At 64.2% G+C, this 12,986-nt stretch carries 13 protein-coding genes, 1 tRNA gene and 2 rRNA genes; 11 read left to right on the top strand and 5 right to left on the bottom strand.

What is annotated here, in order from left to right; all coding sequences use genetic code 11:
• The 3 genes from ACH196_RS23795 to ACH196_RS23805 form a co-directional block, all read left to right on the top strand.
• Positions 1-110: ribosomal RNA gene (locus ACH196_RS23795) — 23S ribosomal RNA — on the top strand; the annotation flags it as partial.
• Between the two features lie 99 nt (positions 111-209).
• Positions 210-324: ribosomal RNA gene (gene rrf, locus ACH196_RS23800) — 5S ribosomal RNA — on the top strand.
• 122 nt (positions 325-446) lie between these two features.
• Positions 447-523 (top strand) — tRNA-Met (locus ACH196_RS23805).
• 55 nt (positions 524-578) lie between these two features.
• On the opposite strand, the gene ACH196_RS23810 is transcribed toward ACH196_RS23805, so the two are convergent.
• Complete coding sequence (locus ACH196_RS23810; RefSeq protein WP_396649426.1) at positions 579-1,331, bottom strand: SDR family oxidoreductase; 753 nt, start codon at positions 1,329-1,331, stop codon at positions 579-581.
• Positions 1,332-1,800: 469 nt separating this feature from the next.
• Here ACH196_RS23810 and exbB point away from each other — a divergent pair, with 469 nt between their 5' ends.
• From exbB to ACH196_RS23825, 3 genes are read left to right on the top strand one after another with little or no spacing between them, the layout of a single operon-like run.
• Complete coding sequence (exbB, locus tag ACH196_RS23815; protein WP_396649427.1) at positions 1,801-2,817, top strand: tonB-system energizer ExbB; 1,017 nt, start codon at positions 1,801-1,803, stop codon at positions 2,815-2,817.
• A 5-nt stretch (positions 2,818-2,822) separates the two neighbouring features.
• On the top strand, positions 2,823-3,293 hold the full coding sequence (gene exbD, locus ACH196_RS23820; protein ID WP_396649428.1) for a TonB system transport protein ExbD: 471 nt from the start codon (positions 2,823-2,825) through the stop codon (positions 3,291-3,293).
• A complete protein-coding gene (locus tag ACH196_RS23825; RefSeq protein WP_396649429.1) occupies positions 3,290-4,384 on the top strand; it encodes a TonB family protein in 1,095 nt (364 codons plus the stop codon). Before exbD ends, ACH196_RS23825 begins: the two co-directional genes overlap by 4 nt.
• Before the next feature lie 45 nt (positions 4,385-4,429).
• Here the strand turns inward: ACH196_RS23825 and ACH196_RS23830 are convergent, their stop codons facing one another.
• On the bottom strand, positions 4,430-5,671 hold the full coding sequence (locus ACH196_RS23830; protein WP_396649430.1) for an ROK family protein: 1,242 nt from the start codon (positions 5,669-5,671) through the stop codon (positions 4,430-4,432).
• Between the two features lie 54 nt (positions 5,672-5,725).
• Between ACH196_RS23830 and ACH196_RS23835 the strand changes: the two genes are divergently transcribed.
• From ACH196_RS23835 to ACH196_RS23855, 5 genes are all read left to right on the top strand, one after another.
• Entirely contained in the window at positions 5,726-5,884 is a 159-nt protein-coding gene (locus ACH196_RS23835) for a hypothetical protein (RefSeq protein WP_396649431.1), read from the top strand.
• A 10-nt stretch (positions 5,885-5,894) separates the two neighbouring features.
• A complete protein-coding gene (xylF, locus tag ACH196_RS23840; RefSeq protein WP_396649432.1) occupies positions 5,895-6,935 on the top strand; it encodes a D-xylose ABC transporter substrate-binding protein in 1,041 nt (346 codons plus the stop codon).
• 220 nt (positions 6,936-7,155) lie between these two features.
• Positions 7,156-8,508, top strand: coding sequence for a sugar ABC transporter permease (locus ACH196_RS23845; protein WP_396649433.1), 1,353 nt, complete (start codon positions 7,156-7,158; stop codon positions 8,506-8,508).
• Between the two features lie 11 nt (positions 8,509-8,519).
• Entirely contained in the window at positions 8,520-9,317 is a 798-nt protein-coding gene (locus ACH196_RS23850) for an ATP-binding cassette domain-containing protein (RefSeq protein ID WP_396649434.1), read from the top strand.
• Between the two features lie 133 nt (positions 9,318-9,450).
• Positions 9,451-11,154 (top strand): CHASE domain-containing protein, encoded by a 1,704-nt coding sequence (locus ACH196_RS23855; RefSeq protein WP_396649435.1) that lies wholly within the window; start codon positions 9,451-9,453, stop codon positions 11,152-11,154.
• On the opposite strand, the gene ACH196_RS23860 is transcribed toward ACH196_RS23855, so the two are convergent.
• From ACH196_RS23860 to ACH196_RS23870, 3 genes are all read right to left on the bottom strand, one after another.
• Positions 11,151-11,369 (bottom strand): hypothetical protein, encoded by a 219-nt coding sequence (locus ACH196_RS23860; protein ID WP_396649436.1) that lies wholly within the window; start codon positions 11,367-11,369, stop codon positions 11,151-11,153. The genes ACH196_RS23855 and ACH196_RS23860 overlap by 4 nt on opposite strands.
• 100 nt (positions 11,370-11,469) lie before the next feature.
• Positions 11,470-11,871, bottom strand: a complete 402-nt coding sequence (locus tag ACH196_RS23865; RefSeq protein WP_396649437.1) for a hypothetical protein — start codon at positions 11,869-11,871, stop codon at positions 11,470-11,472.
• A 67-nt stretch (positions 11,872-11,938) separates the two neighbouring features.
• Positions 11,939-12,928 (bottom strand): sensor histidine kinase, encoded by a 990-nt coding sequence (locus ACH196_RS23870; protein WP_396649438.1) that lies wholly within the window; start codon positions 12,926-12,928, stop codon positions 11,939-11,941.
• Positions 12,929-12,986: the final 58 nt, after the last annotated feature.

Here is a 12,986-nt window from a genome sequence, read left to right on the forward strand (position 1 = left end):
AACGAGTATTCCCTTAGAGCCGTGGAAGACGACCACGTTGATAGGCCGGGTGTGGAAGCGCAGCAATGTGTGAAGCTTACCGGTACTAATAGCTCGATCGGCTTGATCGTTCTCATTCTCAATGCCCATCGCGATTGCGACAATCTTGATTGCGCAACGATGGCGGCACGAAAGACAACAGCTTCTCGAAACAACATGCTTTTCGCCGACCTGGTGGTTATGGCGGAGCGGCTGCACCCGATCCCATTCCGAACTCGGCCGTGAAACGCTCCAGCGCTGATGGTACTTCGTCTCAAGACGCGGGAGAGTAGGTCGCTGCCAGGTCTGCGAAACGCATGAAAAATCTTCTCCTAACGAACAGTCCGCCACATGGCGGCCAGGGCCGCGAAAGCGGCCTTTTCTGTTTGCAGGACAGTATCGCGCAGGCACAAGCCTGCCTTTGGTGGCGCGGGGTGGAGCAGCCCGGTAGCTCGTCAGGCTCATAACCTGAAGGTCGCAAGTTCAAATCTTGCCCCCGCAACCAAAACCTTTCCAGGAATGAACCTGCTGATGGCCCGCCTCCCGCGGGCTTCCTGCGTTCACCAGCAGACGAAGCCGCCATCGACGAGGAGGTCGAGGCCGGTGACGTAGGACGACGCACGGCTGGCCAAGAAGACGGCCGGGCCGACCATCTCTTCCGATTCCGCCAAGCGGCCCATCGGCGTGCTTTCGGCGAAAACCTTGTTGCGTTCGCCCTGGTTCATCGGTGTCAGCGTATAGCCGGGGCTGATGATATTGACCCGTAAGCCGTGGCCTACCCATTCCATGGCGAGGCTCTTGGATAGGTGAATGACCGCGGCCTTCGACGAATTATAGTGTGCCTGGGTGAGGCCGCGGTTGACGATCGAGCCGGAAATCGAGGCGATGTTGATGATCGAGCCTTTGTTGCGGGCGAACATGACGCGCGCCTGCGCCTGGCACGACAGGAAGACGCCCTTGACGTTGACGTCGTAGATCCGGTCCCATTTCTCGATTGGCATCGTGTCGGCCGGATCGGAACCGCCAATGCCGGCATTGTTGACGGCGACGGAGAGCGGGCCGAGTTCGCCCTCGATGCGGGCTATCGCGGCCGTAAGATTTTCTTCCGAGGTGACCGATCCGGTCAGCACGAGTGCCTTGCGACCGAGTGCGGTGATCCTTGCCGCCGTCTCCTCAAGCCCGCCTTTCGAAGCATGGCCGAAGCAGGCTACATCTGCGCCGGCTTCCGCCAGTCCAATCGCGATTGCCTGGCCGATACCGCTACCGGCACCGGTCACGACTGCCACCTCGCCAGACAGATCGAACAGATCCATGTCTCCTCCCGGCATTCCTGAATAGAGAGTCCAGCCCCCCGAGCGATGTCCACAGCAGAGACTAGTTCGAGCCTCCTTTCAAGCCCGAGGCGTCTGACATGATCGCAGTTGCAGTCCGACGTGCGATCTGCCGGATACCGGAAACGTGGCGGACGAAACTGTAAGCCTCGGCTGGCTTGGGTCGCTGGGCATGAACCGGCCGGTCGAGCCTACGGCGATGTCTTCGCCAAATTATTGTTGAATGAAATAGTCAAGAATGTTAATCCCCATTCGCGATCGATGCGCGCCGTCGGTCGTTTCGCGGGCTTCGTGCCGAAGCCGCGGCGCAGGATGTTCTCCGGCTCGGCCTATGGTCGGCGCATGATGGGATGGCCTCGATGTCCCGCTTGCCGCGCGGAATGCCGGAAGACGAGAGCGGGAGTCGAGTTTGGGATTCGTGAAGAGTTTTTCCTCTGGAAGCCGGAATGGCGTGCGCTTCTGGCACCTTGCGTCGGTCTTTCTGGTTCTTTCTCTCGCCGGCGGTCCGGCCGCGGCGCAGGAATCCGGGCAGGGTGTTTCGCCTGCCGTGACCGAGACCGCTCCGGCACAGGCGGCACCCGCTGCCGGGCCGGCGACCTCTCCTCAATCTCCATCACCCGACGCGCGGGCGCCTGGAGTGCCGGCGCAGGATGCGGCGCCCGGTGCCGCAGGCGGAATTGCGCTCGACCAGCTTGCGCCGCCAACGGATGGCGCCGACCGCTCGACCCTTCCGCACAATCTGTCGCCGTGGGGAATGTTCATGGCCGCCGACTGGGTGGTCAAGGGCGTGATGATCGGGCTTGCCTTCGCCTCGCTGGTCACCTGGACCGTGTGGCTGGCCAAGACGCTGGAAATCACCGGTGCAAGGACCCGGCTGCGCGGCGTGCTGCGCATATTGGGTTCGGCGCGGGGCCTCGATGAAGCAGTCGGCCAGGTCGGCCGGCGCGCCGGGCCGGGCGCGGAACTGGTCAGGGCCGCGGCGGACGAGGTCGGGCTTTCCGCCGAAGCGCTCGACCATGCGTCAGCCGACGGGCTGAAGGAGCGTGTCGCATCGCGGCTCGGCCGTATTCAGGCGCAGGCTGGGCGGCGGCTCGGCAAAGGCACCGGCGTGCTGGCGACGATCGGCTCTACGGCTCCCTTCGTTGGCCTCTTCGGTACCGTCTGGGGCATCATGAACTCCTTCATCGGCATTTCCGAGGCGCAGACGACCAATCTTGCCGTCGTCGCGCCGGGCATCGCGGAAGCCCTGCTGGCGACGGCGATCGGCCTCGTCGCGGCCATTCCAGCGGTGGTCATCTACAACGTCTTCGCCCGCTCGATCGTCGGCTATCGGCAGGCGCTGGCCGACGCGGCGGCCGCCGTCGAGCGGCTGGTCAGCCGCGACCTCGATTTCCGCACAATGTCACGCAAGCGCCAGCCGCTGCATGTGGCGCGGACGGCGGATGTTTCCCGCGAGGCGGCGGAGTAGGCGCCATGGCCGGCGGCGTCCGCGAATCCTTTGACGGCGACGAGCTCGAGGAGAACCACGAGATCAACGTTACGCCGTTCATCGATGTAATGTTGGTGCTGCTGATCATTTTCATGGTGGCCGCACCCCTGGCGACGGTGGACGTCAATGTCGACCTGCCGGCGTCGACCGCGACCGTTTCGCCGCGTCCCGACAAGCCGCTCTACGTCACGCTGAAGGATGACCTTTCTCTTTCCATCGGCAACGACACGGTTGGCCGGGAAGCGGTTGCCGCCGCGCTCGACAGCGCCACGGCGGGCGACAAGCAGCAGCGCGTCTTTCTGCGTGCCGACCGCGCCGTCGACTATGGCGAGCTGATGGACGTGATGAACATCCTGCGTGGGGCAGGCTATCTGAAGATTGCACTGGTCGGCTTGGAGACTTTTCCCGCGGACGCCGGCGCGGCCACATCTGTGCCCGCCGGGCGTGCCGAATGAGCGTGCAGGCCGAGCCCGGCCTTGTCTTGCGCCGCTTCGATCGCCGCGAGATCCTGCTGTGGTCGGCGGCGGCTCTCGTGGCGCTCGTGGCGCATGTCGGAACCGGCTGGCAGGCCTACCGATGGGGCAGCGTGGAGCCGCCGCCCGCCGAGGCGGCTCCCGCCGCGATCATGATCGATCTTGCGCCGGCGACGGTCCAGCCGGAAGCGGTGCCGTCCGATACGCCGGACACGGTCGACAGTTTCGATGCGCAGGCGGCCGACGAACCGGTCGAGGTGGCGGAAACCGTACCGGTCGCCGATTCGCGGGTCGATCAGGTCGAGGAATTCGACGAGGTCGATCCGCTGCAGGAGACGGTGGTCAAGGAAACCGCGCCGGAAACTGCGCGGCCGGTCGATCCGAACCAGAGCGAGCAAGCGGCGGTGGCGGAGGCCGTTGCGGAATCGGTGGAGGAAACATCCGAGGTCGTGCCGGAAATGGTCGAGCCGACGGCTGACCCGACGACCGCCGAGGCCGAGGAAGTCATTCCGGATATCTTGGAGGCTCCCTTGCCCGAGGTTGCGGTTGCGGTGCCGGAGCCGCGCCCGGTGGAAGCAGAGGCCGAGCCGGCTCCGGCCAGGCACGAGCCGGTCGAGGAGCCGAAGCCGGCAACGAAGGCAAAGCCGGCTGAAAAAGCCAAACCTGTCGAAAAGACCAAGGAGGCGACAAAGGCGCCGCCGAAGAAACAGCCCTCGCCGAAGGCGAGCACGGCCGCGAAAAAATCCGCCCAAAATGCACCGACGGCGGCAGCCTCGGCGGGTGCGAGCGGTGGCAGCGGCTCGAAAGTTTCGCCTGCCCAGTGGGGGTCAAAAGTTCGCGCACATATTTCCCGGCGCCAGCGAAACGGAGGCGGACGGGGCAAAGTCAACGTGGCATTTGCTGTTGGCCCCAGCGGCGATATCCTTTCCGTATCCGTGACCGGATCGTCGGGCAATCCGAAGCTGGATGCCGAGGCTGTCAACCTTGTGAGGCGCTCGTCGCCGGTTCCCGCCCCGCCTCCCGATCTGTCGAAGGCCCAAAGAACGGTCCGCCTTCCGATCAACTATCGCTGAGCGTGGCCAAGGCTGCGCTGGATCGGCGTAGAGCCATTAAGGTATCTACGCCACGTCCTTGCCGCGTGTCATGGCCGGGCCACCCGCCGCCAGCACTTCCTCGTCAATGAAGGTGAGCGCGCGCATGGCGCAGCCCAGCGCGATCAGCGGGACTTCGTCGCTGTAGGCGGCAAACGAGATAGCCTTCGAGTGTTGGCCGCCGGCGGTCATGCCGATGGCCGATCGCAGCGCCGGCTCGATCAAGTCGAAGGCGCCCGCGCCTATGCCGACCATCGCCACTGGCGCCGGGTCGATCAGCGCGAACAGGCTGCCGAGGCCGTAGCCCAGCGCTTCGCCGGCCCGGCGATAGGCCTCGCGCTCGGGCCCGTCATGGTCGCGGGCGGCAGCCGCCAGCTTCGCCATGTCGTCGGCGCCGATGTCGGATATCGGCGCCTCGTCCTCGCTGGCGCCGCTGGCGCTGCGCCAGATCGCGTAGTTTCCCGCATAGGCTTCGACGCAGCCGCGCCGTCCGCAGCGGCAGAGCGCGCCGTCGGGCCTGTGCACCATGTGGCCGAACTCGCCGCCGGATGACTGCGTGCCGGTGAAGAGTTCGCCCTTCAGCACCAGCCCCATGCCGATGCCGTGCGACAGAAGGATGGCGATGAAGTCGCTGCGGTAGCGCTCGGGGTCGCGCCAGCGCAGGGCTACGGCGATCATGTTGCAGTCGTTCTCGACGGTCACAGGAACACCCAAAGTGCGCTCCAGGCGTCCGCCGAAATCAATTCCTTCGTGTTTGGTGATCGGCGACCACAGCAAGGTGTGATTGTCGGCGTCGGTGGTGCCTTGGATGGCGAGCACGATCCGGCTGATGGGCCGGCCGGAGACGGCGCGCTTGCCAAGCTGGCGTTTGACCATGGCAATACACTCGCCGACCAGTTCGTCCTCGGACAGATGGAAGGTCGAGAGCTTCTTCTGTTCCTCGGCGATGGTGTGGCCGGCGAAGTCGACCACCGACACGGACAGGAAGTTGAACAGCAGGACGATGGCGACCACCGTCGCTGCTTCCGGATGAAGGCCGATCGCTACCTGCGGGCGGCCCCGCTTCAGCGCATTTGCCTCGCCGCCCTTGGTCTCGGCGAGGATGCCCTCGACGATCAGGTCCGACGAGATCGCCGAGATGGTGGAATGGCTGAGCCCGGTTGTCGCGGCAATCTCGGTACGCGACGCCTGGCCGGCGCGGCGCACCGCCGAAATGACCATGGCGCGATTGCGTTTGCGCAAGTCGTCGTGACGGATGCCGACGGACATTTGTAAGCCTTCCTCCCTGCGCCGGCTCATGTAAGCGGCCGGCTTCAGGAGATAGTGGCAGAAGCCGCCGGGCATGTCACCATTATTTCGGAGCTCGAAAAAATGGTGATCGCGATAGGAATCCGCATTGACAGAAAAGCGCTGCTGGGACATATTTTTTCGGGGCTCGAAAAAAAGGGCCTCGCCAAGTTGAGTGCGCCGTACGGGCGCTAGGGAGGAAATCATGAAGAAATTCGCAGCCGCCATGCTGGCGGGTGTCGCGCTGTCCTTTTCGCTCGCGACCGTCGCCAGCGCCAAGGACAAGGTCATCGGCGTCTCCTGGTCGAATTTCCAGGAAGAGCGCTGGAAGACCGACGAGGCCGCAATGAAGGCCGCCATCGAGGCCGCCGGCGACAAATATATCTCCGCCGACGCGCAGTCGAACCCCGGCAAGCAGCTTACCGACGTCGAAAGCCTGATCAGCCAGGGCGCCAACGCGCTCATCATTCTGGCGCAGGACGCCTCGGCGATCGGCCCGGCTGTGCAGAAGGCGGTTGATGAGGGCATTCCGGTGGTGGGTTACGACCGCCTGATCGAGAACAAGGACGTCTTTTACCTCACCTTCGACAACAAGGAAGTCGGCCGCCTGCAGGCCAAGGGCGTGTTCGCCGTCAAGCCCGAGGGCAACTATGTCTTCATCAAGGGCTCGGGCGCCGATCCGAACGCCGACTTCCTGTTCTCCGGCCAGATGGAAGTGCTGAAGGAAGCGGTCGACGCCGGCAAGATCAAGAATGTCGGCGAGGCCTATACCGACGGCTGGCTGCCGGCCAATGCCCAGAAGAACATGGAGCAGTTCCTGACCGCCAACGACAACAAGGTCGACGCTGTCGTGGCTTCCAATGACGGTACCGCCGGCGGCGCCATCGCAGCTCTCACGGCGCAGGGCCTTGCCGGCTCGGTGCCGGTGTCCGGCCAGGACGGTGACCAGGCGGCGCTCAACCGCATCGCCCTCGGCACGCAGACTGTGTCGGTGTGGAAGGACGCGCGCGAACTCGGCAAGGCCGCCGCCGAGATCGCCTCGCAACTCGCCGACGGCAAGAAGAATGCCGACATTGCCGGCGCGGTTGACTTCACCACGCCGGGTGGCAACACCGTAAAGTCGGTGTTCCTGACCCCGGTTGCCATCACCAAGGACAATCTGAACGTCGTCATCGACGCCGGCTGGATCTCCAAGGATGCCGCCTGCGCCGGCGTCGCGGCCGGGTCGGTCGCTGCCTGCAACTGAGCGGCTTAGGCAAACGAACCCATGGCGCCGCGGTTTGCGAAAACCGCGGCGCTTTTCCAGAGCAATGTCCGATCAGATTGAAGCCCGACCTGCGATGAAGCCCTCGTCGTTGGCCCAAACCATCGCCGGCAGAACGGTTCAATCTGATCGGACATTGCTCTAAGGTAGAAAAACGCCGGCAAGCTGCGACAGATGGCAGACCGGAAGGGAGGAGATCATCATGACCGATGCCACACACGGCGCGGCGCCTGATCGTGCTCGCGCGTCCGAACTCTCGGGGATCGGACGCTTCCTCAAGGCAACCGAGATCGACACGCGTATGCTCGGCATGGTCGGCGCGCTGCTGATCATCTGGATCGGGCTTCAGCTCATCTCGAGCGTGCGGATCGGCGTCAACCCGTTCGAATTCGACAGCCGCACCTTCCTCGCCGCCCGCAACCTCTGGAATCTCTCCGTCCAGACATCGTCAGTGGCGATCATGGCGACAGGAATGGTGCTGGTCATCGTCATGCGCAACATCGACCTGTCGGTGGGATCGGTGGAAGGCGTGGTCGGCATGATCATGGGATTTGTCCAGGTGCATTTCCTCGTCCGCGTCGTCGGGCTGGAGCTCGGCAATCCCTGGATCTGGGTGCTGGCGCTGGCCATCGGGCTGGCGATCGGCCTTTTGATCGGCGCGTTCCAGGGTTTCATCATCGCCTATATGGATGTTCCCGCCTTCATCGTGACGCTGGGTGGCCTGCTGGTCTGGCGCGGCGCGGCGTGGTGGGTGACCAGCGGCCAGACGATCGCGCCGCTCGACGCCACCTTCCAGTTGATGGGCGGCGGCCCGCAGGGCTCGATCGGCGCGCGCTGGAGTTGGGTGCTCGCCATCGTGGCCTGCGGCGCCGTCGTGCTGATGCTCCTGCATGCGCGCCGGCAGCGCAAGCGGTTCCGCTTTCCGCTGAGGCCTGTGTGGGCCGAGGTGCTGAGGGGGGTCGTCACCTGCGGCATCATCCTCGGCGCTGTATGGATCGCCAATTCTTATCCCTGGCCGGCTGGTATCGTGAAACGCTACGCGGAGGAGAACGGCATCACCGTGCCGGAGGGCGGGCTGTTCATCGCCCATGGCATCGCCATTCCGGTGCTGATCGCGATCGCTGTCGGCATCGTCATGACCTTCGTCACCAACCGCACCCGCTTCGGCCGTTACGTTTTCGCCATCGGCGGCAACCCGGAGGCCGCGAACCTCGCCGGCATCAAGACGCGCTGGGTGACCATGAAGGTGTTCATGATCATGGGCGTGCTGGCGGCGATCAGCGCGGCGGTCTCGTCGGCGCGCCTCAACTCGTCGACCAACTCGCTCGGAACGCTCGACGAATTGCTGGTCATCGCCGCCGCCGTGATCGGCGGAACCTCGCTCGCCGGCGGTTCCGGCACGGTCATCGGCGCCATGCTCGGCGCACTGCTGATGCAGTCGCTGCAGTCCGGCATGGTGCTGCTCGGCGTCGACTCGCCGCTGCAGAGCATCGTCGTCGGCGCCGTGCTGGTCGTCGCCGTCTGGCTCGACACCGTCTACCGCAAGCGCGTCTGAGGGAGGAAACGATGGCAGATACCCGCACACCTCTTATCGACATGCGCAACATCTCGATCGCCTTCGGCGGCATCCGCGCCGTCGACGACGCGTCGGTCAACCTCTATCCCGGCGAGGTCGTGGCCCTGCTCGGCCACAATGGCGCGGGCAAATCGACGCTGATCAAGATCCTGTCCGGCGCCTACAAGCGCGACCACGGGCAGATCTTCGTCAATGGCGAGGAGGCGTCGATCTCCAACCCGCGCGACGCCAAGAAATACGGGATCGAGACGATCTACCAGACGCTGGCGCTGGCTGACAATGTCGACGCCGCCGCCAACCTTTTTCTCGGCCGCGAGTTGATGACCGGCTGGGGCACGCTGGACGATGCCGCGATGGAAGCGGAGGCCCGCAAGGTGATGGGGCGGCTCAATCCGCGCTTCCAGCGTTTCAAGGAGCCGGTGGTGAAACTCTCCGGCGGCCAGCGGCAGTCGGTGGCGATTGCCCGTGCCATCCTGTTCAACGCACGCATCCTGATCATGGACGAGCCGACGGCGGCGCTTGGGCCCCAGGAGACGGCGCAGGTCGGCGAACTGGTGAAGCAGTTGAAGGCCGAGGGCATCGGCATTTTCCTGATCAGCCACGACATCCACGACGTCTTCGACCTGGCGGACCGTGTCTGCGTGATGAAGAACGGCCAGGTCGTCGGCTCGGCGCGCACCCAGGACGTCACCCAGGACGAGGTGCTGGGCATGATCATCCTCGGCAAATGCCCTGCCGGCGCCATTCCTGGTCCGGGCGCGCTAAGGGTCGCCACCGCCGCGGCATGACCGGCAGCGTTCGCCTTCAGCGCTGGCGCCATCCAGGTACAATGGTTGCACCGGAGGCTGGGCCAGCCCTTCCCGTGTGTGCATTGCAATCTCGCGGCCCTGACCCCATAAAGTCGGTACCTCCGAGAGGGCAATGCCGGCGTTGAAGAAGCTGCTTCCGTATCTGGCGTTTGCGGCCGTGGCCGTCGCCAGCCTAGTCACTGCCGGCTTTGCGTATCGCACCGGCGAGGAGGCTGCACGCTTCAAGTTCGAGGCCGCCGCCGATGACGCCCTGGGGCGGCTGGAGAGCCGGCTCGATCTCGACCTGTCGCTTCTCGTCTCGACGCAGGCCTTCTTCGAGGCGCGATTCGGCAACGTCACCAAGGCAGAGTTCAGCAGCTATTTTGTATCGCTGCACGCCAACGAGAATTTTCCGGGCCTGCGTGGGGTCGGGTTCCTGAGCTTGGTTAGAAACGGCGCGGAAGCAGCGGTGGAGCAGAGACTGTCCGCCGATTTCGGCTCCGGCCGCAAAATATTTCCGGCGTCCGAGGAGGCATGGCGCGCGCCCGTCACCTTGTTCGAGCCGCTTGACGAGAATTCGCAGGCGGCGATCGGTTTCGACATGTATTCGGAACCTGCACGCCGCACTGCGATCCAGGCGGCGCTGGCAAGCGAGGGAGCGAAGTCGACGAGCCGGGTGGTGCTGGGGCAGAACACCGGCAGCAACCAGCAGGCGCCGGGCATCCTCGTCTATTCGGCCTTGCGGGCCAAGGCCGCCGATCCCGACGGCGCCGAGAACCCGTCCGTCGGTTTGGTCTATGTTGTTTTCCGCACGGCCGAGCTTTTTTACTCCGCATTGGTCAAGCCGCCGATCCTGCCCGTCAATGTCGAGGTGCATGACGGGCCGCCATCGCCCGACACGCTGCTGTTCCGCTCCGAGGCGCCGCCCGATACGCGGTTTTCGGACGATTTCCTGGTGACGCGCAAGCTGATCGTGGCGGGCAGGGAGTGGACGCTGCAGTTCCGCCCGACCAGCGGTTTCCAGCGGCCGTCGTCGCGGGCGCTGCCGATCCTGCTGGGGCTCGCCGGACTGATGCTGGCCGCCGCCATGGCTGCGCTCGCCCGCTACCAGGAACGCACCTACGAAGCGAAATCGCGGCTGCACGACGCGACCGAGCGGAGCCTCGCCGAAAAGGACCTGATGCTCCAGGAGATGAAGCACCGGATCAAGAATTCGATAACCCGGGTACTTGCCATGGCGCGGCAGACGGCGGCGAACTCCGCCGACTTGAAGGAGTTTTCCGCATCGTTTGCCGCGCGGCTGCAATCCATGGCGGCCTCGCAGGATATGCTGACGCGGTCGCGCTGGCAGAAGGTTGAACTCGGCGACCTGCTGCGGATGGAGTTGGAGCAGGTGTTCGGCAAGACGATGCCGGAGGATGCGCTGAACGGACCGAAGGTGCTCCTCAACGAGCAGACGACCCAGGCGCTGGGGCTGACGTTCCACGAACTTGCCACCAACGCGCTCAAATATGGCGCCGTCGCCAGTTCGATGTCGGCGCTGAATGTAACCTGGACAGTGGAACGGGCGGCATCCGAAAGACGGCTCAGGTTGCGCTGGCAGGAGCAGGGGTCGAAGCATCAGGAAACGACGCGCCGTTCCGGCTTCGGTACGAAACTCATCGAGATGAACATCACGCGCGAGCTGAACGGAAATATTACGCGGGCGTTCACCGATACGGGTTTGTCAATCGACATCGATGTTCCGCTCGACCGGGAGTTCGAGCGGAACTCGCTGGGTCTCGGCGGGGCCAAGGGCCGCGCCGGGTCACAAGCCGAGGAGGACGCCCTTTCCTAGCACTTCGCTTCGTAGAGGCCGCCCGCGGCTGTCTTGTAGGTGCAGAAGCCTGGGCGTGAGGCGGGCCCTACCTTGGTGGCACCGGCGGTCTCCACCTTGCTGGCTGCAATAGCAGCCGCAGGGTCGACCGCTGGCGGAGCGGGGGTGGTGCAACTCGCGAGCACGCCGCCCGCAGCCAGGACCAGGGTGATCTTCGTCATCGCCAGTGCGCGCATTCTTCCCTCCATGCGGAAGGCACGAATAGCATGGCTTAGTCCATTGCGCTCGCTGAAATTGACGCAGATGGCACATCAAGTTGCGGCAGATGCCACAATCTTACGGCCGAATACCGGAAGTCTTCGTTGACCGGTCGACGGTGGCGGCTATCTGGGCATTGGTGGCCTCGATCGAGGCGTGAAGCTGGCCGTCGCGGCCGATATCCCAGACGAGTTCCGCGTCCTCTTCTTCCATGGCCGGATCGACATAAACGCACTGCCCGAACAGTTTTTCACGCTGGCCGCGGAATGAAGAAAGCGATGGCGCCAATTCCGACTGGCACTCTTCGTAAGTCTCATAGACCGTGACCGGGGAGGGCATCTCATCGCACTGCTTGAGATCGCCCGAACAGCCGATTATCAACAGGAGAGCCGCTATGTGTTCCATGACGAATTTCCTTTCGTCAGTAACGAAGTGGGCGGCGGCGCGGTTCCCGAATAACGAAGACGTTACAGCCGCCAAAGACATCACCTCGCCGGTGATGGAAGCTCTATAGCTGCTTGGGCGTCGGCTGTTTTTCGCGGGCCGACTATTCGGTTTCGAAATTGCCCTGCGGCACCAGCAGGGAGTATGTCAGCCTCGTATCGCTGAGTTCCAGCGTCGCTGACCCGTTGAGAGCAGCCGGAACGACCCGCTCCAGGGCGACGCTGCCGAAGCGTTTCTGGCCGACTGCCGCACTTGCCACGCTGATCGTCTCCATCCAGGCCAGGGACAGCGCAGGGTCGGAAGGGCTGTCGAGGATGCGGGCGGTGATGGTGACATAGCCATCGGGCCGCGACAGGGCGCCGTAACTCACGGAATTGACGGCTAGTTCATGCAGCGCCAGGCCGATATGCAGGGCGGCGTTTGGATTGAGATAGGGGTTGTCGCCGTCGAGCCTGATGCTTTGCACGGCGTCGGCGGTGTATCGGCCGACCTGGCCGAGGATCAGTTCGTGCAGGGCGGCGCCCCGCCAGTCGGAGGAGGTCACGAGATCCTGCGTCGACGCCAGCGATTGCAGCCGTCCGCGAAACCGTGACAGGAAGTTGTCCACGCTTTCGGAATGGCGGCCGGTTTGGGTGGCGATGCTCTGAATGATCGCCAGCAGGTTCTTCGAGCGATGCGCAACCTCGCGGAGCAAGGCGCGCAGTGTCTGTTCGCGCCGTTTCTGGTCGGTGATGTCGACGGCCGTCGTCATGATGCCTTGCACCGGACCCTCGGGGGATCGGTCCAAATCGATCCACAGGGAAAACCAGGCGGCGCCGCCTTCCGCCGGAATGCTGATCTCCAGCTTTCGCGACACGCCGGTGGAAATCGCGTCCTGCTTCGCTCGCGTAAGAACCGCGGCGACGTTGGCCGGGAGAAATTCTCTGAGATGACGCCCTTCCACCGGACGGGTCGACCAGGCGGAAGGGATATTCTCTGCCCATGCCACGCGAAGATCGAGATCGCAGTAAGTAATGAAGATGCCCGTATTGGCGAGCGCCTTGAGAAGGCTGCTCCCTTGATCGGGCTTTGATGGCATGGAATGCAGTCTCATTGCCCGTTCCGAACTTCAACTCAGTAGCCGGCTGTGAGCCCTCTCATTTCCACAAAGC

Origin of the sequence: Mesorhizobium sp. IMUNJ 23232 (assembly GCF_044326205.1) — a bacterium.
Classification (GTDB): domain Bacteria; phylum Pseudomonadota; class Alphaproteobacteria; order Rhizobiales; family Rhizobiaceae; genus Kumtagia.